This is a genomic window from Campylobacter sp. RM9328 (genome assembly GCF_012978615.1).
Genome location: NZ_LIWF01000004.1, coordinates 137,467 through 163,103, shown reverse-complemented (window position 1 = coordinate 163,103; position 25,637 = coordinate 137,467). Strand labels below are relative to the sequence as shown.

The window sequence follows — 25,637 nt, the reverse complement described above, 5'->3', positions numbered from 1 at the left end:
CACCTAAGAACTAACACTAAAGACTAAGGTTGCTTTCACAACCCACCAAAATTTGTTTAAAGTGTTTTTGAGCTCAAGCACTTAATTAAACCGCCCATAAGCGGCTTATTAAACACTTAAATTTTTATCGTATCAACGGCTTTCTTAGAGCCTTTTATACAGATAAATTCACCATCAAGCTCATAAAATTTGCGCGAATAAAATCCGTTTAGCCCGCGTATCATCTTGTAATCTCCTCGCTGTTATATCGTTTAGCTCTCTCTTTTTCGATCTCGCCCAAGGCTTCTCTTACGCTCTCCCATAGCTTTTTGTTTTTAGGATGAGCTAGTTTGGCGATAGCTCGTTTTTCTATCTGCCTTACTCTTTCTGTGCTAAGTCCTAAAATAACGGCTATTTGGGCGTATGTCATCTATTTTATTACCACCATTGTTAGTGCATCTTCTATAATCTCGCTGTCTATCTCTTTATTTTTAAATTTCGCCGCCTTATAAGCCTTTTTGTATAGTTTTGAAGAGGCTCTAAAGTCGTTTTCGCAGTATTTGTATATTAGGTTAGTGCCGTATATCTCCAAGCTTTCGCTATCGCTAAGCCCCTTCATCACATGCACGTTGCATATTCTGTTATAAAATCTCTTAAGTTCGCCGCCACTTCCCACTAGCTTATCTTTAAGTAGCTCAGTTCCGCAAAGCACCATCGGCTTTCCGCTATCCATCCATATAGCCCTAAGTCCGTCAAGCGCTTGTATAGGTAGATTTTCCGCCTCATCGATAAGTAAAATTCTGTCGCTTTGCTTTAAAAACTTCACGATCTTATCAAGCTTAGTGGCATTATCTCCTACGCTTTCTATACCTAGCTCGGCGCATATCTTATCTAGCAAAGTCTTAGCCTTATAAAAGCGATTTGTTTTTATCAGCACTGCATTTGGGTGGTTTTTTGCATACTCGCTTAGTATAGTCGTCTTGCCGGTGCCTGGTAGTCCGTATATAAGACCCAACTCACACTCATCTACGGTTTCATCGATAACATAACTTCCCATAGTAAAGTCGTTTGTCTCCACTATCTCGTTTTTTATCTCATTTAGTGGGCTTTGCTCTCTTTTTATCTTCTTTTCGTAATATCCGTCTATGTAGCGATTTATCTTATCCGCCACATCTTTATTGTCACCCTTATACTTTCCCGCACGAAACTGCGATAACGTAGCCGAGCTTACTCTTTCAAGCGACCTAGATAAGACGTTAGCACTTATCCCCTCGTCTTTTAAAAAGGCTTCTAGCCTCTCAATCGTCTTTAACATCATTTGTCCTTTAAATTTAGTCGTTTAAATAGGTGTTTAATTTTTAAACACCTATTTAAAAGCCTTTTAAAAACGTTTTTTTAACCTACGGCACTCTCTTTGAGAAAAGACCTTTACGCCATCTTTTTCTTTGCTAACGCCATCTCTTCAAACACACTCATTCTTCTAGTCTCTTTTGCCTTACTCTTTGCGTTTTCTATCTGCAAAGCGGTTACTTTCGCGTCGCTTTTTGCGGCTCTTGCTATTTTTAAGTCGGCGTCTATTCTTTGGGCTTCCTTATTTACCGCTTTTACGGTAGGAGTTACGGCACCGTTTATCTCTACTTTTTCTACAAAATCTATAAATTTATTTCTTACTTCGTTTGTAGCTATTGTTTTAGCCTCTTTGGTTTCTTTTAGCCGTTTATTAAATAGTTTTTGACTAGCTTTTGCAACTTCTACGCTTGTTCCCGTCCTATCGCTAAATGCTACGGCTACATCTATAAATTCGCCCTTTTCGTTCCATAAAAAGCACTCGCTTTGATTGTTGATGTTTAAATTTGCATAGACGTTGTTATATCCGTGCATTGTGATGTTTTGATACCAGATGCCGCCCACGCTAACACCCTTTTTATTTACGCTCTTTAGCTCTCTTTTGCCAAGCCTTGCGCTTAGACTTATCGCATCCATTGCCACCGCTTCGTGAGCTTTCTCATTGTAAGCCTCTGCCACACTCATCTCTAAACGCTCCAAATAGCGAGTATTTAAAAATTTCTCGGCATACATATCCATTAAGCTTTGCACTTCGCTTAAATTTTTAAGCTCTCTTAAATTGGTTTTGTAGCCCTTTTTAAGCCGTCTTTCCTTTTTGGAGTAGAAAAACTCAATGGCTTGTCTTTGCGTGATGTTATGTCCGATAAATCCCGCTAAATTTGCGGTAAAGTTGTGTTGAAGCGCTCTAAAATTTCGCTCCACGTAAGGTTTGAGCCATCCGCTATAAGCCCTAACGGCTCTGTATTCAATCTCAAGCGCATTCATCACGCTATTTATATATTCGCTTTTAAACGCCTTGCCGTTATCGCCTTTGATTACTTGCGGTTTGCCGTATCTTAGGATATATTTAGCCACCGCTCTTGCTATGCCGACAGAGTTTTCGGTGTCTGTTATATGGAATGTCGCTACGCCCGAATAGGTATCGATTAGCGCTATTATCGTGTAGCGTTTTTGCCACTCTTTTACGTATGTTTCAAACTCATCTTTATCTTTAAATATGTTATTTACGGCCTTAAAACCTATCATATCGCAGATGTCGGAGGCATTGCATATTAGATCAAGCGGGCTAGCGTCTATCTCTACTACTTGATTTATAGTGTCCACCGCCCAGTTGCTTACGCCTAGGCTTGGAAGATGGCGACTTACCGCTCCGTCCTCGCCGTAAAGTATGATATTTTTAAGAAGTCTATTTTTGGCTAGATAGCCTTTTACAAAGCGATTTACCACCTCATAGCTTACCACCTCATCTCTTTTGCCGTTAAAGGCTTCAAGGCTCATTTTACCGCTCTTTATGGCTTCATAATTAAGTAGGTTATAAATATTTGTTACGTTTATCCTACCTTGTTGTGCGGCAATTAGCTTTATCGCGTAGTCTTTTAAGCCCAAAGCCTCTAACGTTAGCGTTTTATTATTTGTTCGCTCATCGACTAATGCGTCAAGTCCGCCGTTTTTATATTTACGTTGCCAATCGTATAACTTATTTGCAGTTACCTTTATAGAGCATATATTTTTAGAATTTATATGCTCTATAAAAGCACTATCTTTTACTTTACCTTTGGCTTTTTCCCACTCTTTTATTACCTCATATTTTTCAAAGGCGGCTTTTCGTTTTTTATCCGAGCAAGTAGCGATTAGCGGCAGTCTTTCATCTACCGCTTCGCATTTAATAGCTTTCGCTTCGCTTTTTCCCGCCTGAAAATATAGTCCATGCAACGCTTTATCTCGCTCACTGCAAATTTCTCGCTCGCATCCAGTCCTAGCGCCATAGCATTCACAAAGGCTTCGCACGCCATCAGCGTATTGTCCTGCATATATTCGTGCTTGCTCGTCTTTACGCTCACTAACGCACGATTTTCCCTTATAGCCATTTTTATTCTCATCTATGTCTCCTTGTTTGGTTACTTCTATGAATATATCACCGCTAATACTATGATTGTCATGCAAATTATAAATAGTGCATCCATTTATACTGCCTTTATTTTGCGTCCGTAAATTCCGTGATCCGTCATCTTGACCGCAAAGCCCATTTTCGCCATACTCATCGCAAAATGCAGGAATTTTGATTGTCTCGCTACTTCCGCCTGAGTTAATCGATCCTCTTTTTGCATCATCTCCGCCAGCCCTCTTGCTTGCGTCCTCTCTATTGCTACTACCTGCATTTTCTTCCTTTGTGGTGAAATTTAAGCTGCCGACACGAGTTGTTATGGCACTGCTTGTTATGTCGGCAGGTGAAATTTCACTTCTAAACTCCTCTATTTCTCTCAGGGAGCCCTCTTTGTCGCTTACGTTATGCGCGGCTGTTATCTCGTCGTCGATCCAAATTTGAAGGATTTTGCCTGATGCGCCGCCGCGTCCGTCGATGTATTCAAAGTATAAATTTTGATACCTTATAGAGCAAAATTTTTTATCCGCCTTTTTGGCACGAAAAGCTGCTTTTTCTACGCTTTTATTATTTACGCCCAAAATCGCCGCCGCCTCTTTAGAATTTACCCACATTTAGGCTACCTTAATACCTGCTCGTTTAAAAGTCTTTTTGGCTTTTTTAGAAAAATATCCGTTTAGGATACTGCTGTAGCTTAGATTGTTTTCGCGGCAAAATCTCTTGAGAGTTTTATTGGTTTTTGTTTGGATTTGTTCTGCTACGCCGCCGCTTTTTACGTTGCCGATTAAATCTATCATCGTTTAAGCTTCCTTTGATATAATTTTGGTATTAATGTCGAAATTATAGTATAAATTTTAATACTTGTCAAGAGAAAAGGATATATTTTGATACTTTCAGAAAAAATAAAAGCATTTCGCGCAGAAAAAGGCTGGACACAAGAGGATTTATCTAAAATTTCAGGTGTATCGCTTCCAAGCATTAAAAGGTATGAAACAGGCAATAATGTTGCAACTACAATAAACTTAAAAAAAATAGCAGATGCTTTTGAAGTTGATTTGTCAAATTTTATGTCTCCCAATCTGTCTCCCAAAAATGCCAAAATTGTCTCCCAATCTGTCTCCCAATCGCAAAATTTGTCCCCCAATATGTCGACCAACCACTCTAACCTTAAAAACTCACAAGAAGAAACAAACGTCATCTCTATACCTTACTTTGAAGATACCTATGCAAGTGCGGGCGGCGGCGTCATAAACTACGATGAAGCACCGGTGATTATGGACTTTGATGAGGAGTTTTTGCGTAAGTTTTTGCGTATTAGTGGTAATATTGCCAATATCCACATTATTAATGCTCGTGGCGATAGTATGGAGCCTACTATTACAAACGGCGAACTTTTGTTTATAAATCCTATGCAAAACGAGAGCGGCATTATAGGCGGATGTATCTATATCATAAGCTACGATGGCGATATTTACGTAAAACGAGTAGAAAAAAACCCGGTAACCAAGTCTATAACTCTATTTTCAGATAACGACAAGTATGAGCCGATTTTAATAGAAAAGCATAATATGCAATACTGCCATATAATAGGCAGAGTGGTGTCGCACATGAAAAAAGCTTGATTTAAACGGCTTTTAAAAGGTTTTAAAAACAAGTGTAAAAAAGTGTAAAGTATTTGTAAAATAATGTAAAATAAAATTTCGCCACTTTGATTTTAAATAAACTAGCTCTTAAGCCCTATATTTAGGCTTTCATCGCTAAATTTATCTCACTTTGATTTCTTACAAAACTTTACACTTGGATTGTAAAGCAAATCTGATACTCCATTTTCTTTTAGTAAATTTATAAGGCTAGTAACGCTATTTTTATCAATCTTAGTGCTATCGACGGTTAGAACGTTTGTAATGATTTTAAAATAAAAGCTATCTAGTGGGTTTAATATAGCTTGAATATTTGGACCAATCTCTTTAAGCTTTGTATTATCGGTGCTAATAATCGTAAAGCTAAGTTGTCTAAGCTGATAACTTGTATCAAGTCCTTTAATTAGATTGCTTATTATTTTATACTGGCTTTCTGTTGTTATAAGAAGGATTCTATCGCTATAAACAGTATATTTAATATTATCGCTAAATAAAGATAGTGCAGAAATGACGTCATCTTTTGAAATATGCTTAAATTTGATGATATAGTCATTTAAAATAGGCTTATCCTCGATAGTAGGGTTATAAATCAGAATAACGCTGTTTTGTATAAGGTAGTCAAGCCCATTGACTTTTAGAATGTCTTTGAGCAACTTATCTAAGGCATTGCTATTGCTTAAATCCAAAGTAGGTAAAAATACGTCAAAATTTGTATCAATATTTCCACTAATGACGATATTTTTACCAGTTATACCGCTTATTTCGCCTAAAAAGTCACTAAATGCAATACTGCGATACTCTAAGGCGTTTAAACTACTTAAAAGTAGAAAACATAGAACTAGGACTGCTTTTTGCAAAGTTTTCATTGTGAACCCCTTGAGATGAATTTTCCAAGCCTTTTAAAACTCTTTCAAAATCCAACGGACAAGATAAGAAATAATCTATATAATTTACTGATTTCTTATCTTGCAAGAATATGTGACAGTTTGAAAATGAAAGAAGTTCCAAAAAGCTATCTAAAGATAAATCTATGGCATAACTTCTAAATTTACAGCCACTAGGAAAACAAGTTATCTTTAGATAGATTTTATTTTCATTGAAAATTGTTGTATTTATGTCGTTTATATCTTGATTGTTTGGCATAGATTGAATTTGTATGCTTTCTGAAATATTGGCATCAAAAAATCTAATTTCCTGCTTGATTGTTGGCTTTAATGCTTCTTGTTTTGGCTCTAGAAACAAATAAAGCATATATGAAAAAATTATAAAAATTATCAAAAATAGTATTTTTCTAGTTGCGTAACTTTTATAAATTTGCTTTGAACCGCTATTATATAAATCAGATATTTTTTGATTAAATTTTAGGTTGTCTGTCCTGATTAAGTTATCATTTATTTTTAATGAGGTGCTATAAACTTTATACCTAAATATTGTGCTAAATAGCCTCTTTCCGCTAGGCTGGGCTATATACATAAGCTCGGTATGAACAAGGTATTCTCTATTCATTTGACGCTTTGACTGAAGTAAAAATATAACGTCAATACCAAAGTGTCCGTGATAGCTTAAAAATCTGCCTAAACTTTTACTAAATGTGTTTGAAAATGTGTTGTATACCTCATCTAGGATTATTAAGCAGTGATGATAGTTTTCATAAATGCCACTTTTTAAAGCATAGCTATCATAGTCATCGATATCGGACAAAAAGCCGTTTTCATATTGAGAGCTGAGGGCGTTTTCTTGCTGGGTGGCAGAAATAAAGTCGATTTTATTATATTGTTTTACAAAGCCGTTAAATAGTTCAAATTTTAAGCCGTTTATGTTTGTATATATGTATCTATATTTTGAAGTATTTTTTAAATGAAGCTCGTATTCCTCATTTATAATATCGACTGCTTTATAAGTCTTTCCAGAGCGTGGGGGTCCTATAATGATACTTAGCATTTTATCTACTCATTAAAGAATATAAGATAAATCTTTTAAATAACTAGTAATAGTATTGACTACATAAGCTATAACTCTATAAAGTTGCAAGGCAAAATAAAAGCTAAGAATAGAAATAAACAAGGACATTGAAATAGAAAATGCGTCAGCTAAACCACTTTGATTTAAAAATTCCATAGTTGAATTTATAATTGTTTGATTTGGTAATCCACCAAAAGAGCCACTAACGCCATTTGAATAATCAAACATTTTTGGGAAATATTCTCTAAGTAGATTCCAAATTCTCATGATAAATAAAATTGAATACGTAGCGAAAGAAACCATAAAAGCAACAAGCATAACATATAAAGGTATAAGCACAACCAATTTAGCGGTTTTTAAGCTAATTTTTTTAGAAAGATAAAGAATAAAATCAGCAATAAAACTACCAACGGCACCGATTAACCATTTCATGAATCACCACCTACTCTAAATAAATATTTCAAAGAGAACATAATAATCTCAAAGCTAAACCAAATTGTAAAAAATATAGTGAGAATTGACCTATACGGACTGACGAAATAGCAAGGGTCGATAGAGAATAAATTTGTCTTTCCGCTACCAGGAGTTGGACCACTAATAGTAAAAGGACAATTGCCAGATGGGATTTCTGGAATATCGATACCTTTTTCAAGAATATCTTTAGCATCATTAAAGTCATTCATTAAATTATCAATATCTTTTTTTGTATTATCTATAAAAGTAAAAGCTTCTTTTGCTGATAAGTCAAGCTTGGTTAGTTCGCTTGCAAAAGTAGCAAAAGCGGTTTTTGTAGCAATGTTAGGGTCATAATTCCACTCTAATTTTTGTTGTGTTTTTATGTCAGTTAGGGTGTCGTTGGCTTGCTGTAATTGTGTCTTTGTTTGTGTAAGTGTATCATTTATAGCGTCTAGTTTTGTGTTTGTTCTGGATAGAGCTTGCTCTAATGTACTTAAATCTAGTGACTGCGTGGGTGTGGTGGTCGTTGAACCGCCAGCATTTGGACTAGTTGAGCCAGTTGATGGGTCTGAAACGGTGCTATCCTTTGGAATAGTATTGGTTACTTTTCCGCTCGCGTCAATGGTGTTGGTATAGCCAGTTGAAAGATTGCCAACACCTGAAGGAGTTTTATAATTATGAGAAAGAATCACATCTTGAACCTTTGACCCAGAGGAAGATATAGTTTCAACAACTTCAACATCAATAACACTATTATCAGGAGTAGTAATAGAGCCTTTATATGTAGTTTTATTACCAGATTTGCCAGTTTGTTGAATTGTCATAGGGAGATTTGGAGTAGGATTATCAGCTTGTTTAAACATGGTATCCAAATCATAATCTAGTTTTATATTCCTAATTTCATTTAATGAAGTAGCTTCTTTAGTTGGCATAGGTTTAGCCATATCTTTAAGTTTTGCAGAAATCAACGTATTGTTTTCAAGTCCTGAAAGAGAAGCATTTTTTGGAAAATCAAAAACTTTTAAATTTGGTGAAACATCAGCTAAAACCTGAGGGGTTTTTGGGATATTTACAGTTGTTAAAGTTATATCAAATTTGCCTGTTTCTTTAAAAACGTTATTTAGAATAATTAAATCATCATCAACAGGATTAAATCTGAAAACTGGTTCGGGACCTGATTGAGTAGCCCTCATGTCAACCAACTGGGGTCTATATTCCAATAAATTAGGAATATTGGGCTTTGGATTATTTTTAAAAAGACCTTTAACATAAGAAGCCAAAGAAATAAAAGAATTCTTTATAGCGTTTATAGGCAAAGGAAGCATGAAGCCACCTATTATAAAAAGGTCGCTTTCAAATTGAAATTCAGCCTTAAATCTATCAATGGTTTTTTGATGATAGCAACCCATAGGAATTAACATGCATGTAGCCATTTCATGAGAATCCAACGTGGCGTCACAAAAATGCCAAATCATGCCTTTAGCTTCACATTTAGTTTGGTCGTCTAAAGTAGGATTAGGCAAACATTTTTCTATGGTTAAATCGCGTTGCCAATCGCGGTCTATTTCATATTTTTGAAAAATCATAGGTTCTGGACACCAAGAGGGGCGTTCTGAATCGGGTTCACATTGACCTGTTTTGGGATTTCGTATTTGTCCTTCAGGACATGCGAGAAATTCGCAATCTCCAGTATCCGGATTTCTTTGCTGACCACTTAAACATTTCGATTTACAAGTTTTTGAAATGATATCGAATTCTTGATCAGAAGAGCATTTGGTAAAATATTGATACTTGACGTAATTATAATAACCACAAGTGGTCTCATAAGGAGTATACTGGAAACAACTTTCAGAATAAGATAAAACACTACAACCAAGATAGTCATCTGAAATTTTACAAATGTATTTAGGAAGAGAAGAGCCAGAATTGTGTAAATTTTCTTCATATTTATGCTTTGAAAGAAATTTAAATATTTTATCGCCTGAAGAAACAAAACCATTGCCCAATTCAACAAAATCAACAGTATTAGAAAAATTAATCTTTGTAGCGCAATAAGCGTCGCAATCATCATCAGGGCAAGAATTGCAATCAATAGAAAAAGCAAAATTTATTGAAATTGATAGAAAAATAATTATGTTTAATAATATTTTCATTAATTAAAACCTTTTTTAATATTTGCTGACGCCCTTCGGTTGCCGGCTAGTTTTTTTAATAATCACTTTTAACATTGAATTTGATCAGCCAAAAAAACTAGCTGAAAAATTTCAAAGCAACCTTATTTAACAAAAGAAAGAGCTATGACGTAAATAAAGATAGGGACAAAAAAGAGAGCAAAAATATTCATAAAATAATTAAAAACATCGTTGCTAAAAACTTCTATCATCGTGTAGCTCCTACTATAATTAAACCCATAAGGAAAGAAAACGCTATCAATATTGATGAAAGACCCATTAAGAAATTAAATTGATATTCATAAATATTTAAATCGGGTATTAGTTCATTTTTACTTATATAGCAAATGTTGGAAGCTGTATCAAAAATAAAATTTGTTTTAAAATCAATAAATTTTGAAGGAGAAGAAGAAACAGAATTATCAAAATTAACATAAAATAAAGTGTTATCCTTTATATAAAAATCTTTCACACAAGAATTTAAATCAGGTATATAAATAGCGTTTTCTTTCATTACTTTAACCTTTTTTAGGGAGCAAAAGCCCCCTATTAGACTATTTTATGAAGCCCTTGACCCTTTGGGCAATCATAAAGACAAAAGCAACAGCTACGACACCAGCGAAAACATAGTCGAAAAGTGCGTAATCTGCTTTTAATGGATCACTTGGCACCGCAGGAGCGTCAGCAGCAAAAAGAATAGGAGCTGTCATTAAAGCTACACTTGCAGTAGCAACTTTACTCTTAGTAGATTGAAGAAAATTTTTCATATCTAACCCTTTGAGATGATTTTTTAGAGTTCAAACTCGAGAAAATCTACAAAATAAACTTTATTGAGTTTGAAAAGCGGGAGAGCGGTTCACTACTCACATTAAGGCAAAGCCCCCGCGGTTTGTTATTTAGATGATTTTAGTTCCTTATTGAAAGGATTTTCATTAAAAACTTGAAAATTTAAACTATCATCAGGAAACATATAAGAACCTGTTCGAGTATTAATAAAACGATATGGAATAGCTATATATTTGCCCTTAACAGAATCAAATTTGGGTTTTAATGAAAAATCATAATTGACAGTTTCGGTAGATTTAACAAGATAGCCTTGATTGTCCCTACCTTCAAAAGTTATAGTTACGTCGATCGAGCTAGAAACTTCACCAGTTTTCTTATCAATTCTAGAGAGTGGGCGAACTTCATCGCAAAAGCCAATTAAATACGTATACATATGTAGCTCCTTAAAATGTGTTTTTGTAGCTAAGTATTTAAGGGGCGGAGCTACGCCACCCCAAGCAGTTTAACAACATACTAAGGTTGTAACACCCACACCCCTAAACATCTCTACTCTGTTGCGGGCGGTATGTTAAAATTTTTCATTTAAGCTATAAAAAGCTAAAATAAAAATTTAATTATTTAACTAAAAACAAAATTTACTTAAATAATTTTAGTATTATAGTAAAAAAATAAAAAGATGTCAAGATGAATAATAAAGATTTTTGTGAAAAATTAAATATTTCAGAGCCAACATTGTATAACTGGAAAAAAGATAAACCATTTTTATATAAAATTGTGATGGAATACAAAGAAACCTTTTTAGAAAAAAAAGAAAATTTAAGTAAAAATGATGAATTACTAAAATACTATAATAATTTAAGTGATATAGAAAAAGAGTATTATTTTGCAGAAATAAAAGCAAGAGTTTTAAAAAAAGAAATAGGTGGCTAAAATGTTTCTAAAGCAAAAAAATAAGAAAATTGACAATATTGTAAGAACTTATGAATTTATTTTTGTGAGTGGAAAATTGATATTTATGTTAGAATATTTAAGTAGGTATTGATATATAAAAATAAAATTTAAAATAAATTGATATGAGAGAATATTACTTATAAATATCTTTTCTATGTCCTATTTTTAAAATAAGTATTGTTATTTTGTCATCTTTGATTTGAAATACAGCCCTTATATCACTTGAAATTCTATACCTGTAAAAATTTGAAAAATTAACCAAAGAGGTTATATTTTTACTATCTTTTATGATTTCGTAGTTATCGCACAAATAAATAAGTTTTTCTTTGATTTTTGTGTAGTCTTTTTTGTTAAATTTTTTTAAATTTTCTTTTGCTATGTCTGAAATTTCAAGTTTCATAATGACTTTTCTATCTCTTTAAAAACTTCATCAGCAGGATATGTTTTAATAGTGCCATTTTCGATAGATTTGCTTATTTTCAAAGCGTCTTTATACTCTATAAAATCATGATAAAGATCTATGGCTTTTTTAACTATTCTTTTATCCGAAGCTGTAAGAGTATGCAAGAAATCTTCTCTTTCTATCTCTAACATATTTTCCATAGTTTTAACCTTTTTTATTTTTTTATGATTATAACATATTTTAAAAAACATTATATAAAGCAGGCAAATTAAGATATTTAAGTAAAATTTTACAGCACAAAAATCTCATAACCCGAAGGTCAGCGGTTCAAATCCGCTCTCTGCAACCAGTTTAAATCAACTGCCAGTTATATTATTTTATTTTTTCATAAATTACATTTATTGTGTTGTCTTGCGCAAACAAAAAACAACTCTTGCTGACAAATTAAGCACCCAAAGTCTCGTAAGTAATAGAATTATAACTTTATAAAATAAATCAATATGGTCATAATTGACTAAAACATACACAATAATTATGCTAAAATTAGCACAAATTTTTATTAAATAAAACATAAATCAAAAGAGTTATTTGGTGATAACAAATGTGCATATTAATGTGAATGGCTATATTGTGAAAGCCGATAATGGTGAAACTATTGGTGTTTGCTCCGATACAAATAAAATCTATACAAAGCGAATAGATACAGAGATTCCTGAAGTTTTTATTAAATTCTTGCTGTCAATTGAAGACAAAAGATTTTATAAGCATATAGGAATTGATTTAATTGGAATAGCAAGAGCCTTTTATAGAAATTTACAAGCCGGAAAAATAATAGAAGGTGGAAGTACAATAACGCAACAATTATCAAGAAGCTATTTAAACGACAACTCAAAAACATTTAAAAGAAAGTTTGCAGAAATTTTTAAAGCTCTAAAAATAGAAATTAAATTTTCAAAACAGCATATCATAGATAAATATATTGAATCTATTTATATGGGTTCAAACATATATGGATTTGAGTCAGCTTCTATTAAATATTTTGCAAAACGACTGCATGAGCTAACAAAAAAAGAATTTATATCCTTAATTGTGCTCTTAAGGGGTCCCAATTTATATATTAACAACAACCAACTTTTCCTAGATAGATATAAAAGTATAGTGGCTAGATTAAATAAAACAAACCTTATCTCAAAAAGTCAAACTGGCAAGTACTTACATAATTTTCCAAAATTAAAACAAAAACAAATAAGTGTTGTGCCATCAGAAATTATATCTGCTGTTACTAAGACGATAGAACGCAATAAGCTTACAATTAATAGCACAATAAATTATAAAATACAAAACAAAATTAACAAATTTGTAAATTCAACTAAAGATTTTGATTCTGTAATATGTATAAAAAATGGCAAAATTGCTGGTTTTTCTAGCAAGCATGGAAACCATTATATATTTAATCACTTCGGAAATGTAGGCTCAACACTCAAGCCTTTTATATATTTATATTTAAGAAGTCATGGGGTAGAGCAAAATACGCAAATACCAACAACACCTATTTATAAATATAAAAAATGGATAGCAAAAGAAGCATTTGAGCCAACATATAACACCATGTCTTTGGCAAAAGCACTAGAGGTATCTAATAATACAGTGTTTTTAAACGCAAGTTATAAAGTGGGTTTTGATAATATTTCTAAGCATATAGCTAATTTGTTTAACAAAGAAAATTGTGAAGATTTTCCATCTTTGGTTTTGGGTTCCACTCCATATGGTATTTCTTTATACGAATTATCAATGGCTTATTATAATTTATTTTCAAATAATAATCATGAACATATAGACGAATTAAAGTCCATATTAAGACAAGTATCAATAAACACATTGGGATTAAGCTCATTTTTTTGCAAAACAGGCACTACGAATAACAATAGAAATAGATATATTATTTTAGGGAACCATGAAATAGTATTTGCTTTCCTCAGAGACGAAAGAATGACTTATGATAACATTGTAAATACAGGTAAAGCGCCGAAAAATTTTACTCAAAAGATTAAGGGGTTTTTTAATGAACTCATTAGATGAGGATTTGTTTAAAAATATTTTATTGTTTATAAATGATAAAATAAATGATGTTGAATTTATTTTATTTTTAATACTGGGTATATGTTCATTAATAATTAAAAAATATATAACAGATTCAGTAGCTCAATCCGAAAATATTTTTATAAATACTCAAAAAGAAAATTTAGATAATTTAAATCAAATTTATTTTTGTTTAGTTCAACTATCTTTAAAGCCAAATTCTAAATCCAATGCGAAGAAATTATATGAGTTATTGTTGAAAAATAGTTATATAGTGGACATCAAAGAAAACAATGATTTGTTAAAAAATGTATATGAAAATTATTCAAAAGATAAACCATTAAATGAAAAATTGATTTTTGATTATCTTAGAAAAATTCAGGATAAGATAAAAGAAATTAATAACATCATAAATAAAAATAATTCAAGATATTTAGAGCAACAAAACAATCCCGTAAAATTTTATCTCAAAAAAGCATCATTTTCACTATTTTTAATTATTTTTATATTGTTAATTTTATATGTCTTAAGATCATTATATGTGGATTTATTTACTTAAACTATAAAAAGATTGTTTTTATAAAAATATTCTCATATAACTCTTTTGAGATAAAAACTTTATGCTTTCTTTTTTGTAAATTCTTAACTAATGCTCGCAAAAAATATTAAGGTATTGCATTGCAAACTTTAAAATGTTTTAGAAATTTTAACTTAGAAACTTGTGTGTTTTTAAAAAATAAGTAAGATGGTGCGCCCGAGAGAATTCGAATCTCTGACCTTTTGAACCGCAATCAAATGCTCTATCCAGCTGAGCTACGAGCGCACAATAAAAAAGAAATGTGATTATAGCAAAGTTTTCTTAAAATTTGCATATATTTTCTAAAATTTCTAAAATTTATGCAAATTTTAGCTCAAAACAGATAATCTTACGTCAAATACAATAAAGGAAATACGATGAATGACTTTTTTGACAGCTTAAAAGATATAAAAAAAGAGCTTGTAAAAGAACAAGGCGTAAGCCTAAAACCTCAAAAAGATCCACAAAATGCAAAACAAGACGCTATCAAACATAAACAAGATAGACTAAAAGATGAGTTTTTGTCATATATAAAAAATAGCGATATTAGAAAAATCTAAAAAACACAATTTGGAACGTTTATTGCTTTTTATCCTTATAGTTTTTAAGGAGAAATTTTATGAATATAACTCAAACTTTAGAATCTTTAAGCATACAAACTCAAGATGACATATTATTTTGCGAGCTTCGCAATATCATAATAAAAAATTTCAGCAAAACTATCGCCAACAAAGGCAAGATCATATCATTTTACGAAGAGAGCGAAATACCACAAAGAAAGTGCTTTTTAAAGTTTATTAAAAAAATATATGAAAAAGAGACAAATGAAGAGCTAAACCTCTTTTTCGCGCAGTATAAAACTATAAAAATCAACTATGTTCAAAAAAATGCGGTTTCTAACATGTTTTTTGTAGATGTTGATTTTGTAAAGGATGAGATTGTATTACTACTTAATAATACACATAAAATTTTTGCCAACTATATTATGCAATGCTTTAAAGATAATGAAAACAAATTTGATGAAAAACAAAATATCTTACATGTTAAAATTAAAAACGAAAGTGATTTTGACGCTTTTAATACACTGTTCTCAAAAAAAGAGCATTTAAATTTCATCATACATTTCAATCTTGATAGTACAAAATTTGATACATTTAAACGAAATTTTAAAGTTCAAAAATCAAGTAAATTTGTAAATAGATTTTCAGCTCTTGCAGATCTTTTGGAGGACAACTTTGAGACTTTGGGCTGTGAAAAGGATAGCGACTTTGAGCAAATCAGACAAAGCTATCTTTCGCTGGTTAAAATTTATCATCCCGATCGTCATGCAAGCAAGCCTCAAAAAATTCAAAACGAATACCGTGAAAAATTTGAAAAGATACAAACCGCGTATGAAAGCCTTAAACCGCTTTTTAAAACGCAAGAAAACTTTGTCAGTGCTTGATAGCGTAAATTTTTTTACGCTCGCTAGAACTTCCGATATTTAACGACTTACGGTATTTTGTTATCGTTCGCCGCACCAATGGGATATTAAAATTAGCCTTTATAAGTTCTAAAATTTTAAGATCACTTAATGGCTTTTGTGGACTTTCTTTCTTTATAAGTTCAAGTAAAAATCCTTTTATAGCCTCATTTGAAACTTCCTCATCAAGCCCAGTAGCAAAAAACTTCTTAAGAGGGATCGTTCCACGCGAGCATTCTAGGTATTTATTTGCAATGGCACGCGATATAGTGGATGGGTTGCGACCAAGATCATCGGCTAAATTTTTAAGCTTCATCGGCTTTATGTCTCCACCAAAGAAATAATCATACTGATACTCGACTATCATTAGCCCTATCTTATAAAGCGTTGCTTTGCGCATCTCAAGCGCATCTATGAGTGCCCTAGCCTCTTTTATGCGGCTTGAGACAAATTCGTTTGCCTCATCAAGTCCTTGTGTATCTAATAAAATTTCAGGATAAAACCCGTCATTTACACTAACGCTAATGCCGTTATCATCTGTTTTTATGGCTATATCTGCAACGGCTGTTGCCATATCTTCTAGGTATTCTATAGCAGGAGGGTTTTTAAATTTTTTTATTAATTCAAGAGCCTCTTTGTAGCCCTTTAGTTTTGTCATCTGTTCAATATCTTCGAAATTTTCGATAATTTTTTTTACATTTTCGTAAATTTTAGCCTCACACTCCACCTCTTCAAGCTGAAACAAAAAGCTCTCTTTTAAGCTCTTAGCTCCAACTCCACTTGGCTCAAGATAGGCAAATCTAGCTCTAATACTCTCAACTTGCGCATCATCAAATTCCGATAAAATTTCATCATCATATTCAAAATACCCTTCATTATTTATGCATTCGATGATTTTATAAGCTATATTTTGAGACTTTAACGTTGGAAAAAGCGGTGGATTTATCTGCTCATAAAGCTTTTCATACAAGCTTTGCTTTTGTATACTGGTAGCTTCAAGCGTATCTGAAATGGAATTTTTGCTTATTTCTTTAAAAAAATTTCTTTTAGAATTTACATGAGATGAATTTTGTTCTATGCTAGCAAACGGGTTGTTTTCGACAAACGGCTCAAGCGTCTCTTTTAGCTCGTCAAGGCTACTTTGAAGTATTGGAAGCCAACTACGAAGCGTTTGATTAAGCTTTAGTTTTGGCGATAGAGCTTGAGTTTGACGCAGCATTTTTACTCTAGAAGCTTAAATTCTTCACCAAGATAATGCGTGCGAACATTTTTATCGTTTGCAACCTCTTTTGCCGTGCCGCTTGCAAGCAAAGCACCGTCTTTGATAACGTATGCTCTATCGCAAATAGCCAACGTCTCACGCACGTTATGATCAGTTATAAGCACACCTATGCCTAAATTTTTAAGGTCACGAACTATACTTTGTATATCACTAACCGCGATAGGATCAACCCCTGCAAAAGGTTCATCAAGAAGAAGAAATTTAGGTGTTATCATAAGACTCCTGGCTATCTCGCATCGTCTTCTTTCGCCACCGCTTAGACTTACGCCTTTTCTTTGTCTGATGGGTTCGATGTTTAAGAGATTTAGCATTTCATTGACTTTTTGCTCACAAACTTTAACATCTTTGTATAAAATTTCCGCTCCTAAAAGCAAATTTTCCTCTACGCTTAAGTCTTTAAAGATGCTCGACTCTTGCGGTAAATACCCAATCCCCATTTGCGCTCGCTTATGAAGTGGAACATTTGTAACATCTTTATTGTCAAGCACAATAGTGCCACTTGTGGGGCTGATTAGACCGCATATCATGTAAAAAGTCGTAGTCTTACCGGCGCCGTTTGGACCAAGAAGTCCTACTACCTCTCCACTTTTTATATCTAGCGAAACGCCTTTTATGATGTTTGTCTTTTTTATGGTTTTCTTCAGTTCGTTTATCTGTAATTTATGCACTTTTTACCTCGTATATTCGCAGGTTTTCTTTGGTTTTTATGTTGATTATAGTATATGGAATTTTATAAATTTTTAGCATATTTTCGAGCTCTTCATCGCCCCACTCAACAAGATGTAGTCCATCTTCATACAAATTTTCAAAAAGTCCGTTTTTTACAAGACCGCTAACACCATTTTGATATATATCATAGTGAAAAATTTTTACATCACCATCATAACTTTGCATGATCGAAAATGTAGGCGAAGTAACATTTTGCTTAACGCCGTGAAATTTAGCTATCTCTTGCACCAAAGTTGTCTTGCCGCTAGCAAGAGTTCCACTAAGTAGCATCACACCATCTTTTGGCAGTGTTTTTACAAGCTTGATAAGCTCATCTTTAGCTAGTATAAATTCACGCATTAACCTGCCTTACATACTCTTCTTGTGCGCTTTTTGGGATACTTTTACCTGTCGGTATAGCCAGCACCTCATAACTTACTTCGCGGACAAGAAATTTTATGGTTATTTTATCGCCAACTTTGACATCTTTAGCAGGCTTTGCAACCACTCCGTTTATACTAACTACTCCGCTTTTACACATATCTTCGCTGATACTTCTGCGTTTTGTGATATTTACTACATTTAAAAATTTATCTATTCTCATGGGCTGGATTTTAACTAAAATTTGCTTATTTTCGCATAACACTAAATTTTTGTCTTTAAAATTTCGCTTAGTTGTCTTATAAATTCAGGGCTCGTTTGGCAACATCCGCCGATCAACCTTGCGCCAAGCTCATGCCACTTTTGTATATACTTTATCAGCCCGCTCTCATCAGGCTTTTCGCTCCATTTTTGAGTCTTGGCGTCATACACGGCGCCCGCATTTGGATAGATGATAAATGGCTTCGTCCCGCCATCATTTTTTAAATTTGCAAGCAAAGCGCTAGCAAGTGTGTCACTTATGCAATTAAAGCCGTAGGCAAGCACGTTTGGAGCGCTTTCTAAAATTTTAACCACATCTGTTATGGCGTCGCCGCTAGCAAGCTCATTTTCATCTCTTGCCGTGAAACTTATCCAGCAAGGCACGTCCTTAAAATTTTGCTCTAAAAGCTCGCATATCGCCTCCGCTTCGCTTAAAAGCGGTATAGTCTCAACCGCCAGCATATCCGCCCCACCCTCTAAAACAGCCCTAATGCGTGGCTCGTGAAACGCCTTAAATTCACTCTTGCTTAGATTATAATCACCCCTATATTCGCTCCCGTCAGATAGATACGCACCGTATGGTCCGATACTTGCCGCCACAAGTGGAGTCTCCGTCGCCCCGCTCTCACGTATAAATTCATCCACCGCCTCGCGTGCTATAAGGCTTGTTTTTAGAATTAAACCATACGCCTCTTTTTCGCTAAACCCGGCCGCCATAAGGCCCGGAATCGTCGCTTGATAGCTTGCCGTCGTGATGATGTCGCTTCCGGCTTTTAAATAATTTTTGTGAATTTGCTTGATAGCGTCCGGGTTTTGTGCGATATGCTTTGCCGACCAGAGCTTACCGCTGATGTCAAGCCCCATAGCTTCAAGCTGTGTGGCAAGCGCTCCGTCAAGCACCACTACGTCTTTTTTGGCTAATAAATCTTTAAATTTACTCATATCTTTTTATATCTCAAATAGTAATAAATATAGCAAAACGCCACGAAAGGAAGCCCGAAATATAGTCCCGGACGTTGCTCGGCGTCATAAGCGATACCTATGATCGAAACCGCAAGCAAGGCGATCGTAATATATGGCAAAACGGGCGAAAAAGGCACTCTAAATTTGAGATCCTCCACGCTTTTGCCGCTTTTTATCCACTCTTTTCTAAAATTTATCTGTGCAAACGGGATAGATAGCCACACGCCAACTACCGCAAAGCCCGCTATCGAAACAAGGGCTAAAAATACCGAATCCTCGGCGTATTTACTAGCAAATAGCGCTCCCACCGCACCTATCATCGACATCACAAGCGCTCTAACAGGCACTCCTCTATCGTCAATCTTCGCCACCCAAGGCCCGATTTGCCCCTCGTTGCTAAGCGACCAAAGCATACGTGAGCTGGCATAAAGTCCCGAATTTCCCGCCGAAAGTATCGCTGTCAGGATGACAAAATTCATAATATCCGCCGCATATGGTATCCCCATCTTGTCAAAAACTACGACAAAAGGCGCTTCTAGTACGCCCGCCTCATTCATCGGAAGCAGTGAAGCTAAAACAATGATGGTTAACACAAAAAATATCACAAGCCTAAGCACCGTGGTATTTATAGCGCGAGGTATGTTTTTCTTCTGGTTCAGCTGTCTCGCCAGCTGCAATGCCGATAAGCTCGGTGCCTGAAAAGGCGTAGTTTACCGCTAGCATCACGGTAGCCACAGCCAAAAAGCCGTTTGGAAAGGTTCCGTTGGCGGTGAGATTGGCAAAAAGCGGAGCCGAACTCGCCCCATCAAACGACACCACGCCAAATATCGCCCCAAGTCCAAGCGTGATGAACACGATGATCGCCATTACCTTAATGCCCGCAAAAAAAAGACTCAGTCTCTCCAAAAGCCCTTACGTTTAGCAAATTTATGACAAAAATTAGCCCCGCAAAAAATGTCGCAAAGACCCATACTGGCACTTCAGGAAACCACCTTTGCATAAGTATCGCCGCTCCCAAAAACTCGGTCCCAAGCGCTACCGTCCAGCACAGCCAGTAAAGCCACGTAACGGTAAATCCCGTAGCCGGAGAGATAAATTTCGTAGCATACGCACCAAATGAGCCAGTAACCGGCATCGCCGTGGCAAGCTCGCCAAGAGAGAGCATAACCAGATAGACGACCACCGCGCCCACAAGATAGCTGATGACAGCACCAAGCGGACCGGCCTGTGAAATGGTGTAGCCTGAGCTTAGAAACAGCCCCGTGCCGATAACTCCGCCAAGAGCTATCATAAATAGATGGCGTGAGTTTATCTTGCGCTTAAACTCGCCTTGATTTTGTAATTTGTGATTTTGCAACACGCTTCCTTTTGCTTAAATAAAATTTTAATTTTACTAAAATTTATCGTAAATTTAGTTAATTTAAATTTCAAATTTAATTAAATTTTTCAATTTTACCCATGTGATCCAAAATTTAGATATATTCCATCTTGGATCTATTATTTTTTGCTTAAAGTATTTATTTAAAATTAATCATTTTTAGATAAAATTAGCCATTTAATCTAAATAAGGAGAATGGGATGAAAAAAGAGGTTAAAAAGGTCGTTCTGGCTTACTCCGGCGGACTTGATACAAGTATAATTCTAAAATGGCTTCAAGATGAATATAATTGCGAAGTTGTAACATTTACGGCAGATATAGGTCAAGGAGAAGAGGTTGAGCCGGCTCGCAAAAAAGCTATAGCACTTGGAGTAAAACCTGAAAATATTTTTATAGAAGATCTAAGAGAAGAATTCGTAAAAGACTATGTATTTCCTATGTTTAGAGCAAACGCTATTTATGAGGGAGAGTATTTACTGGGAACTTCTATCGCTCGTCCGTTAATATCAAAAAGACAAGCAGAGATAGCAAAGCTAACCGGTGCTGACGGCGTTAGCCACGGAGCAACAGGCAAAGGAAACGATCAAGTTCGTTTTGAGCTTGGGTACTACGCGCTAAATCCTGATCTAACCATCATAGCGCCTTGGAGAGAATGGGACTTAAATAGTCGTGAAAAACTTCTTGCTTATGCAGAGAGAAATGGCATAGATATAAGTAAAAAACCAGGCAAAAGTCCATACTCAATGGACGCAAATTTACTTCACATAAGCTATGAGGGTTTAGTTCTTGAAAATCCCGCAAATGCTCCTGAAAAAGATATGTGGAGATGGACGGTTGATCCAAAAGATGCGCCAAACGAGAGTGAGATAATCACTATCGGCTACGAAAAAGGCGATCCTGTAAGCATAAACGGTAAAAAGCTAAGTCCTGCTGAAATTTTAACAGAGCTAAACCGTCTTGGGGCAAAACACGGCATAGGACGCCTTGATATAGCTGAAAACCGCTATGTGGGCATGAAAAGTCGCGGTTGCTATGAAACACCTGGCGGCACTATCATGTTAAAAGCCCATCGTGCGATAGAGAGCATAACTCTTGACAGAGGAGCGGCTCACCTAAAAGACGAGCTAATGCCACGCTATGCAGAGCTAATCTACAACGGTTTTTGGTTTAGCCCTGAACGTGCTATGCTACAAGCGGCGATAGATAAAAGCCAAGAGCATGTAAACGGTGAAGTAAGGGTTGAGCTTTATAAAGGAAATGTCATAATCCTTGGTCGTTCAAGCCAAAATGATAATTTGTTTAACGAAGCATATAGTACATTTGAAGAGGATAGCGTATATGATCAAAAAGATGCGGACGGCTTTATCAAGCTAAACGCTCTTCGCTTTATAATCGCTAGCAAAAACGGAAGAAAATTTTAAAATTTCAATCAATTAGCAAGCTTTATTTTGGCTTGCTAATCTTTTTTCAACCTCTCAATAAAATTTAAATCAAAGGTATAAAAATGAAAGTATTACTTATAAAAGACGTAAAAGGCTTAGGAAAAGCAGGTGAGATAAAAGAGGTAAAAGATGGATACGGCAACAACTTCTTGATAGGAAAAGGCTTTGCAAAAGCTGCAACTCCTGATGTATTACGCCAATACGAAGCAGCACAAAAAAGAAAAGCAGAAGAGCTAAAATACGAACTTGCAAATTTAGAAAAATTAAAAGATGAGTTAGCTAAAGTTACGGTAGTTATCAAAAAACAACTAGGTGCTAACGGCGCACTTTTTGGCTCTGTCTCCAAAGAAGAGATAGCTGAAGAGCTTGAAAAAACACATCATCTAATCGTTGATAAAAAATCAATCGAAATAGAAAAAAACCACCTAAAAGCGGTAGGAATTTATAATGTTCAAGTAAAACTAGGACACGCGATAAGTGCCGATTTAAAGGTTGACATTCAAGGAGAGTAAGTGTTTCACGCAACAACGATCTTAGCCTATAAAGGCAAAAATAAATCAGTAATAGGCGGTGATGGTCAAGTAAGTTTTGGCAACACTGTATTAAAGGGAAATGCCGTTAAGATCAGAAAGATAAAAGACGGTAAAGTTTTGGCGGGCTTTGCAGGAAGTACCGCCGATGCGTTTAACCTTTTTGATATGTTTGAAGAAAATTTAGAGCAAGCAAAAGGGGATCTCTTAAAGGCTGTTATAAATTTTAGCAAAGCATGGAGAAAAGATAAGTATCTACGCAAATTAGAAGCTATGATGTTGGTTCTTAACCGTGATAAAATTTTCTTACTTAGCGGGACCGGCGATGTAGTTGAGCCTGAAGACGGAAAGATAGCTGCGATAGGCAGTGGCGGCAACTACGCACTTTCTGCTGCTCGCGCACTTGATAGGCTAGCCACCGACATAGATGAAGAGGTGCTCGTAAAAGAGAGTCTTACTATCGCGGGAGAAATTTGCATATATACAAATACAAATATAAAAACCTATGTCTTAGAGGATGATAAATAATGAATATGACACCAAGACAGATAGTTGAATTTTTAGATGATTATGTTATAGGGCAAAAAAATGCCAAAAAGATCATCGCTATCGCACTTCGCAATCGCTACCGAAGGATGAAACTAGAAAAAGCTATGCAAGATGACATAGTTCCTAAAAATATCCTAATGATAGGCTCAACCGGTGTTGGCAAAACTGAGATCGCAAGACGCCTGTCAAAGATGATGGGACTTCCTTTTATAAAAGTCGAAGCTAGCAAATACACTGAAGTAGGCTTTGTCGGACGTGATGTTGAAAGCATGGTTAGAGATCTTGCGATGGCAGCTTTTAACCTAGTAAAATCAGAACACATCGAAAAAAACCAAGCTAAAATTTCAGAATACATCGAAGATAAAATAATCAAAAAACTACTTCCACCTTTACCAAAAGGCGTTAGCGAAGAAAAAATAGCAGATTATGAGCGAAGTTATAAAAAAATGCTAACAAAGCTTAGAAATGGCGACTTAGATGACCTTAATATCGAGATCGAAGTCATGCAGCCAACAATGAGCGAGAATTCAAACATCCCGCCCGATATGGCTCAAATGCAAGAAAGCTTCATAAAAATAATCGGCATGACAAATAAACCGACTAAAAAAGAGATGAAAGTCAAAGATGCAAGAAAGGCTCTTGAGGCAGAGGCAAATGATAAAATTTTAAATACCGAAAACATCAAAACTGAGGCTTTAAGAAGAGCACAAGATGAAGGCATTATATTTATCGACGAGATAGATAAAGTAGCTGTAAGCTCCGGAAATTCAGGCAGACAAGACCCGAGCAAAGAGGGTGTTCAGCGTGACTTACTTCCGATAGTGGAAGGCTCTTCGGTATCTACAAAATTTGGAAATTTAAAGACGGATCATATTTTATTTATCGCAGCCGGCGCCTTTCATGTAAGTAAACCAAGCGATCTTATACCGGAGCTTCAGGGTCGTTTTCCGCTTAGAGTCGAGCTAAATAGTCTTGACGAAGATGCACTTTATCAAATTTTAACCCAACCTAAAAACTCCCTTCTAAAACAATACATCGCCCTGCTTAAAACAGAAAATGTCGAGCTTGAATTTAGCGATGAAGCCATACGCGAGATCGCCAAAATAGCACAAGCGGCAAATGAAAAGATGGAAGATATCGGAGCGAGAAGACTTCATACAGTTATCGAGCGCGTTATAGAAGATATTAGCTTTGAAGCAAGCGAGAAAAACGGAGAAAAGATCGTTATAGATAAAGAGCTAGTTAGTCAAAGACTAAGCGATGTCATAGAAAATCAAGACATAGCAAGATACATACTATAAAGGATAAATTTGAAATCAGGGTTTGTTAGCATAATCGGTCGCACAAATGCAGGTAAAAGCTCAATGTTAAATGCATTGCTAAATGAAAAAATAGCTATTGTTTCGCACAAACAAAACGCCACTCGCAGAAAAATAAGCGGCATCGTAATGAACGGCGATGATCAGATAATTTTTACCGATACGCCCGGGCTTCATAAGAGCGAAAAGCTAATGAATAAACTAATGGTAAACGAAGCGATAAAGGCGATGGGCGATTGCGATGCTCTTGTTTTTATCGCCTCCATCCATGATGATTTAAGCGATTATCAAACATTTTTAGCTCTAAATCCAACCAAACCTCACATTGTAGTACTTAGTAAGGTTGATGAGGTAAATAATCAAAAAGTGCTTCAAAAAATGAGCCAATACCAGCCTTACGCTAGCCATTTTAGCGCCCTTTTGCCATTTAGCACAAAACAACAAACTTACAAAAAACCTCTTTTAGATGAAATTTGCAAGCTTTTACCTGAACATGAGTATTTTTATGATCCTGAATTTATAACAAATACAAGCGAAAAGGAAATTTTTAAAGACTTCATTCTTGAAGCTATTTATGAAAATTTAAGTGACGAGATCCCCTATTCCAGTGATGTTTTAATAGATAAAGTAAAAGAAAAAGATGATATAACAGAAATTTATGCCACGATTATCACAGAACGCGAGATACACAAGTCAATGATAATAGGCAAAAACGGCGAAACTATAAAACGCATAGGCATAAACGCAAGAAAGCTTATATCAAATTTGACTGGTCGCAAAATTTTCATAAAAATAGTCGTTTTAGTGAAAAAAGGATGGAGTAAAGATGAAAAAATACTTAAAAAAATAAATAACTATTGATTTTTTATTTTGAATACATTAGAATACAAACAAGTAACAAATGAGGTAT

32 protein-coding genes and 1 tRNA gene are annotated in these 25,637 nt (G+C 34.9%); 11 read left to right on the top strand and 22 right to left on the bottom strand.

Annotated elements, in window-relative coordinates; translation table 11 throughout:
* Positions 1–220: 220 nt before the first annotated feature.
* From CCAL9328_RS04345 to CCAL9328_RS04330, 4 genes are all read right to left on the bottom strand, one after another.
* Complete coding sequence (locus CCAL9328_RS04345; RefSeq protein WP_170000099.1) at positions 221–409, bottom strand: sigma factor-like helix-turn-helix DNA-binding protein; 189 nt, start codon at positions 407–409, stop codon at positions 221–223.
* Positions 410–1,294: an AAA family ATPase gene (locus CCAL9328_RS04340; protein WP_170000098.1), complete on the bottom strand. Its 885-nt coding sequence runs from the start codon at positions 1,292–1,294 to the stop codon at positions 410–412.
* A 113-nt stretch (positions 1,295–1,407) separates the two neighbouring features.
* Positions 1,408–4,041, bottom strand: coding sequence for a DDE-type integrase/transposase/recombinase (locus tag CCAL9328_RS04335; RefSeq protein ID WP_170000097.1), 2,634 nt, complete (start codon positions 4,039–4,041; stop codon positions 1,408–1,410).
* On the bottom strand, positions 4,042–4,224 hold the full coding sequence (locus CCAL9328_RS04330; RefSeq protein ID WP_169937663.1) for a hypothetical protein: 183 nt from the start codon (positions 4,222–4,224) through the stop codon (positions 4,042–4,044). It lies immediately after the preceding gene.
* 87 nt (positions 4,225–4,311) lie between these two features.
* Between CCAL9328_RS04330 and CCAL9328_RS04325 the strand changes: the two genes are divergently transcribed.
* A complete protein-coding gene (locus tag CCAL9328_RS04325; RefSeq protein WP_170000096.1) occupies positions 4,312–5,049 on the top strand; it encodes an XRE family transcriptional regulator in 738 nt (245 codons plus the stop codon).
* A gap of 146 nt (positions 5,050–5,195) precedes the next feature.
* Here CCAL9328_RS04325 and CCAL9328_RS04320 read toward each other — a convergent pair whose 3' ends face one another.
* The 7 genes from CCAL9328_RS04320 to CCAL9328_RS04290 all read right to left on the bottom strand — a co-directional run bounded on the left by CCAL9328_RS04320 (position 5,196) and on the right by CCAL9328_RS04290 (position 10,875).
* On the bottom strand, positions 5,196–5,933 hold the full coding sequence (locus CCAL9328_RS04320; RefSeq protein ID WP_170000095.1) for a hypothetical protein: 738 nt from the start codon (positions 5,931–5,933) through the stop codon (positions 5,196–5,198).
* The gene (locus CCAL9328_RS04315; RefSeq protein WP_170000094.1) at positions 5,881–7,008 is read right to left on the bottom strand and encodes a zonular occludens toxin domain-containing protein; all 1,128 of its coding nucleotides are present in this window, start codon (positions 7,006–7,008) and stop codon (positions 5,881–5,883) included. Before CCAL9328_RS04315 ends, CCAL9328_RS04320 begins: the two co-directional genes overlap by 53 nt.
* A gap of 12 nt (positions 7,009–7,020) precedes the next feature.
* Positions 7,021–7,461 carry a hypothetical protein gene (locus CCAL9328_RS04310; protein ID WP_170000093.1) on the bottom strand — a complete coding sequence of 147 codons (441 nt, stop codon included), beginning with the start codon at positions 7,459–7,461 and terminating at the stop codon, positions 7,021–7,023.
* Entirely contained in the window at positions 7,458–9,638 is a 2,181-nt protein-coding gene (locus CCAL9328_RS04305; protein WP_170000092.1) for a hypothetical protein, read from the bottom strand. Before CCAL9328_RS04305 ends, CCAL9328_RS04310 begins: the two co-directional genes overlap by 4 nt.
* Before the next feature lie 226 nt (positions 9,639–9,864).
* The gene (locus tag CCAL9328_RS04300) at positions 9,865–10,170 is read right to left on the bottom strand and encodes a hypothetical protein (protein WP_169935832.1); all 306 of its coding nucleotides are present in this window, start codon (positions 10,168–10,170) and stop codon (positions 9,865–9,867) included.
* A 40-nt stretch (positions 10,171–10,210) separates the two neighbouring features.
* Positions 10,211–10,423 carry a phosphonate transporter gene (locus tag CCAL9328_RS04295; RefSeq protein ID WP_169935830.1) on the bottom strand — a complete coding sequence of 71 codons (213 nt, stop codon included), beginning with the start codon at positions 10,421–10,423 and terminating at the stop codon, positions 10,211–10,213.
* Between the two features lie 125 nt (positions 10,424–10,548).
* Positions 10,549–10,875, bottom strand: coding sequence for a hypothetical protein (locus tag CCAL9328_RS04290; protein ID WP_169935828.1), 327 nt, complete (start codon positions 10,873–10,875; stop codon positions 10,549–10,551).
* Positions 10,876–11,126: 251 nt separating this feature from the next.
* On the opposite strand from CCAL9328_RS04290, the gene CCAL9328_RS04285 reads away from it, so the two are divergent.
* Positions 11,127–11,372 carry a hypothetical protein gene (locus tag CCAL9328_RS04285; protein ID WP_169935826.1) on the top strand — a complete coding sequence of 82 codons (246 nt, stop codon included), beginning with the start codon at positions 11,127–11,129 and terminating at the stop codon, positions 11,370–11,372.
* Between the two features lie 154 nt (positions 11,373–11,526).
* Here the strand turns inward: CCAL9328_RS04285 and CCAL9328_RS04280 are convergent, their stop codons facing one another.
* Together CCAL9328_RS04280 and CCAL9328_RS04275 are read right to left on the bottom strand one after the other, a co-directional pair.
* Positions 11,527–11,793 (bottom strand): type II toxin-antitoxin system RelE family toxin, encoded by a 267-nt coding sequence (locus tag CCAL9328_RS04280; protein ID WP_169935825.1) that lies wholly within the window; start codon positions 11,791–11,793, stop codon positions 11,527–11,529.
* Positions 11,790–11,996 (bottom strand): hypothetical protein, encoded by a 207-nt coding sequence (locus CCAL9328_RS04275; RefSeq protein WP_170000091.1) that lies wholly within the window; start codon positions 11,994–11,996, stop codon positions 11,790–11,792. Before CCAL9328_RS04275 ends, CCAL9328_RS04280 begins: the two co-directional genes overlap by 4 nt.
* A gap of 430 nt (positions 11,997–12,426) precedes the next feature.
* Here CCAL9328_RS04275 and CCAL9328_RS04270 point away from each other — a divergent pair, with 430 nt between their 5' ends.
* Positions 12,427–13,875, top strand: a complete 1,449-nt coding sequence (locus tag CCAL9328_RS04270; RefSeq protein ID WP_170000090.1) for a transglycosylase domain-containing protein — start codon at positions 12,427–12,429, stop codon at positions 13,873–13,875.
* A complete protein-coding gene (locus CCAL9328_RS04265) occupies positions 13,859–14,434 on the top strand; it encodes a hypothetical protein (RefSeq protein WP_169935819.1) in 576 nt (191 codons plus the stop codon). The genes CCAL9328_RS04270 and CCAL9328_RS04265 overlap by 17 nt, the downstream gene beginning before the upstream one ends.
* A 187-nt stretch (positions 14,435–14,621) precedes the next feature.
* Here CCAL9328_RS04265 and CCAL9328_RS04260 read toward each other — a convergent pair.
* Positions 14,622–14,698, bottom strand: a tRNA-Arg gene (locus CCAL9328_RS04260).
* A gap of 131 nt (positions 14,699–14,829) precedes the next feature.
* Here CCAL9328_RS04260 and CCAL9328_RS04255 point away from each other — a divergent pair.
* Positions 14,830–15,012 (top strand): hypothetical protein, encoded by a 183-nt coding sequence (locus CCAL9328_RS04255; protein ID WP_169935817.1) that lies wholly within the window; start codon positions 14,830–14,832, stop codon positions 15,010–15,012.
* A gap of 59 nt (positions 15,013–15,071) precedes the next feature.
* Complete coding sequence (locus CCAL9328_RS04250) at positions 15,072–15,896, top strand: adenylosuccinate lyase (protein ID WP_169971697.1); 825 nt, start codon at positions 15,072–15,074, stop codon at positions 15,894–15,896.
* Here CCAL9328_RS04250 and CCAL9328_RS04245 read toward each other — a convergent pair.
* The 8 genes from CCAL9328_RS04245 to CCAL9328_RS11160 are packed head-to-tail and all read right to left on the bottom strand — an operon-like array spanning position 15,886 to position 20,866.
* The gene (locus CCAL9328_RS04245) at positions 15,886–17,133 is read right to left on the bottom strand and encodes an RNA polymerase factor sigma-54 (protein WP_170000089.1); all 1,248 of its coding nucleotides are present in this window, start codon (positions 17,131–17,133) and stop codon (positions 15,886–15,888) included. The two genes, CCAL9328_RS04250 and CCAL9328_RS04245, sit on opposite strands and share 11 nt — an antisense overlap.
* A gap of 2 nt (positions 17,134–17,135) precedes the next feature.
* Entirely contained in the window at positions 17,136–17,864 is a 729-nt protein-coding gene (gene lptB / locus CCAL9328_RS04240; protein WP_169935811.1) for an LPS export ABC transporter ATP-binding protein, read from the bottom strand.
* Positions 17,857–18,264: a tRNA (adenosine(37)-N6)-threonylcarbamoyltransferase complex ATPase subunit type 1 TsaE gene (gene tsaE, locus CCAL9328_RS04235; RefSeq protein WP_169935809.1), complete on the bottom strand. Its 408-nt coding sequence runs from the start codon at positions 18,262–18,264 to the stop codon at positions 17,857–17,859. The genes lptB and tsaE overlap by 8 nt, the downstream gene beginning before the upstream one ends.
* Complete coding sequence (locus tag CCAL9328_RS04230; RefSeq protein ID WP_169935807.1) at positions 18,257–18,508, bottom strand: RNA-binding S4 domain-containing protein; 252 nt, start codon at positions 18,506–18,508, stop codon at positions 18,257–18,259. The genes tsaE and CCAL9328_RS04230 overlap by 8 nt, the downstream gene beginning before the upstream one ends.
* A 41-nt stretch (positions 18,509–18,549) precedes the next feature.
* Positions 18,550–19,488, bottom strand: coding sequence for a homocysteine S-methyltransferase (gene mmuM / locus CCAL9328_RS04225; RefSeq protein ID WP_170000088.1), 939 nt, complete (start codon positions 19,486–19,488; stop codon positions 18,550–18,552).
* Positions 19,485–20,126, bottom strand: a complete 642-nt coding sequence (locus CCAL9328_RS11170; protein WP_349304191.1) for an amino acid permease — start codon at positions 20,124–20,126, stop codon at positions 19,485–19,487. Before CCAL9328_RS11170 ends, mmuM begins: the two co-directional genes overlap by 4 nt.
* Positions 20,119–20,376: a hypothetical protein gene (locus CCAL9328_RS11165; RefSeq protein WP_283240776.1), complete on the bottom strand. Its 258-nt coding sequence runs from the start codon at positions 20,374–20,376 to the stop codon at positions 20,119–20,121. The genes CCAL9328_RS11170 and CCAL9328_RS11165 overlap by 8 nt, the downstream gene beginning before the upstream one ends.
* Positions 20,377–20,380: 4 nt before the next feature.
* Entirely contained in the window at positions 20,381–20,866 is a 486-nt protein-coding gene (locus CCAL9328_RS11160; protein ID WP_265575135.1) for an amino acid permease, read from the bottom strand.
* 221 nt (positions 20,867–21,087) lie between these two features.
* Between CCAL9328_RS11160 and CCAL9328_RS04215 the strand changes: the two genes are divergently transcribed.
* The 5 genes from CCAL9328_RS04215 (at position 21,088) to era (ending at position 25,588) form a co-directional block, all read left to right on the top strand.
* Entirely contained in the window at positions 21,088–22,308 is a 1,221-nt protein-coding gene (locus tag CCAL9328_RS04215) for an argininosuccinate synthase (protein ID WP_169935801.1), read from the top strand.
* 83 nt (positions 22,309–22,391) lie between these two features.
* Positions 22,392–22,841, top strand: a complete 450-nt coding sequence (rplI, locus tag CCAL9328_RS04210; RefSeq protein ID WP_170000087.1) for a 50S ribosomal protein L9 — start codon at positions 22,392–22,394, stop codon at positions 22,839–22,841.
* Complete coding sequence (gene hslV / locus CCAL9328_RS04205; protein WP_169935797.1) at positions 22,842–23,387, top strand: ATP-dependent protease subunit HslV; 546 nt, start codon at positions 22,842–22,844, stop codon at positions 23,385–23,387. It begins immediately after the preceding gene.
* A complete protein-coding gene (gene hslU / locus CCAL9328_RS04200) occupies positions 23,387–24,709 on the top strand; it encodes an ATP-dependent protease ATPase subunit HslU (RefSeq protein ID WP_170000086.1) in 1,323 nt (440 codons plus the stop codon). The genes hslV and hslU overlap by 1 nt, the downstream gene beginning before the upstream one ends.
* A 9-nt stretch (positions 24,710–24,718) precedes the next feature.
* Entirely contained in the window at positions 24,719–25,588 is an 870-nt protein-coding gene (era, locus tag CCAL9328_RS04195; protein WP_170000085.1) for a GTPase Era, read from the top strand.
* Positions 25,589–25,637 lie beyond the last annotated feature (49 nt).

Bases quoted from the DNA above. Each gene is read 5' to 3' on its own strand.
- CCAL9328_RS04345 (WP_170000099.1), bottom strand. From the start codon at position 409: ATGACATACGCCCAAATAGCCGTTATTTTAGGACTTAGCACAGAAAGA.
- CCAL9328_RS04340 (WP_170000098.1), bottom strand. From the start codon at position 1,294: ATGTTAAAGACGATTGAGAGGCTAGAAGCCTTTTTAAAAGACGAGGGG.
- CCAL9328_RS04335 (WP_170000097.1), bottom strand. From the start codon at position 4,041: ATGTGGGTAAATTCTAAAGAGGCGGCGGCGATTTTGGGCGTAAATAAT.
- CCAL9328_RS04330 (WP_169937663.1), bottom strand. From the start codon at position 4,224: ATGATAGATTTAATCGGCAACGTAAAAAGCGGCGGCGTAGCAGAACAA.
- CCAL9328_RS04320 (WP_170000095.1), bottom strand. From the start codon at position 5,933: ATGAAAACTTTGCAAAAAGCAGTCCTAGTTCTATGTTTTCTACTTTTA.
- CCAL9328_RS04315 (WP_170000094.1), bottom strand. From the start codon at position 7,008: ATGCTAAGTATCATTATAGGACCCCCACGCTCTGGAAAGACTTATAAA.
- CCAL9328_RS04310 (WP_170000093.1), bottom strand. From the start codon at position 7,461: ATGAAATGGTTAATCGGTGCCGTTGGTAGTTTTATTGCTGATTTTATT.
- CCAL9328_RS04305 (WP_170000092.1), bottom strand. From the start codon at position 9,638: ATGAAAATATTATTAAACATAATTATTTTTCTATCAATTTCAATAAAT.
- CCAL9328_RS04300 (WP_169935832.1), bottom strand. From the start codon at position 10,170: ATGAAAGAAAACGCTATTTATATACCTGATTTAAATTCTTGTGTGAAA.
- CCAL9328_RS04295 (WP_169935830.1), bottom strand. From the start codon at position 10,423: ATGAAAAATTTTCTTCAATCTACTAAGAGTAAAGTTGCTACTGCAAGT.
- CCAL9328_RS04290 (WP_169935828.1), bottom strand. From the start codon at position 10,875: ATGTATACGTATTTAATTGGCTTTTGCGATGAAGTTCGCCCACTCTCT.
- CCAL9328_RS04285 (WP_169935826.1), top strand. From the start codon at position 11,127: ATGAATAATAAAGATTTTTGTGAAAAATTAAATATTTCAGAGCCAACA.
- CCAL9328_RS04280 (WP_169935825.1), bottom strand. From the start codon at position 11,793: ATGAAACTTGAAATTTCAGACATAGCAAAAGAAAATTTAAAAAAATTT.
- CCAL9328_RS04275 (WP_170000091.1), bottom strand. From the start codon at position 11,996: ATGGAAAATATGTTAGAGATAGAAAGAGAAGATTTCTTGCATACTCTT.
- CCAL9328_RS04265 (WP_169935819.1), top strand. From the start codon at position 13,859: ATGAACTCATTAGATGAGGATTTGTTTAAAAATATTTTATTGTTTATA.
- CCAL9328_RS04255 (WP_169935817.1), top strand. From the start codon at position 14,830: ATGAATGACTTTTTTGACAGCTTAAAAGATATAAAAAAAGAGCTTGTA.
- CCAL9328_RS04250 (WP_169971697.1), top strand. From the start codon at position 15,072: ATGAATATAACTCAAACTTTAGAATCTTTAAGCATACAAACTCAAGAT.
- CCAL9328_RS04245 (WP_170000089.1), bottom strand. From the start codon at position 17,133: ATGCTGCGTCAAACTCAAGCTCTATCGCCAAAACTAAAGCTTAATCAA.
- tsaE (WP_169935809.1), bottom strand. From the start codon at position 18,264: ATGCGTGAATTTATACTAGCTAAAGATGAGCTTATCAAGCTTGTAAAA.
- CCAL9328_RS04230 (WP_169935807.1), bottom strand. From the start codon at position 18,508: ATGAGAATAGATAAATTTTTAAATGTAGTAAATATCACAAAACGCAGA.
- mmuM (WP_170000088.1), bottom strand. From the start codon at position 19,488: ATGAGTAAATTTAAAGATTTATTAGCCAAAAAAGACGTAGTGGTGCTT.
- CCAL9328_RS11165 (WP_283240776.1), bottom strand. From the start codon at position 20,376: ATGGCGATCATCGTGTTCATCACGCTTGGACTTGGGGCGATATTTGGC.
- CCAL9328_RS04215 (WP_169935801.1), top strand. From the start codon at position 21,088: ATGAAAAAAGAGGTTAAAAAGGTCGTTCTGGCTTACTCCGGCGGACTT.
- rplI (WP_170000087.1), top strand. From the start codon at position 22,392: ATGAAAGTATTACTTATAAAAGACGTAAAAGGCTTAGGAAAAGCAGGT.
- hslU (WP_170000086.1), top strand. From the start codon at position 23,387: ATGAATATGACACCAAGACAGATAGTTGAATTTTTAGATGATTATGTT.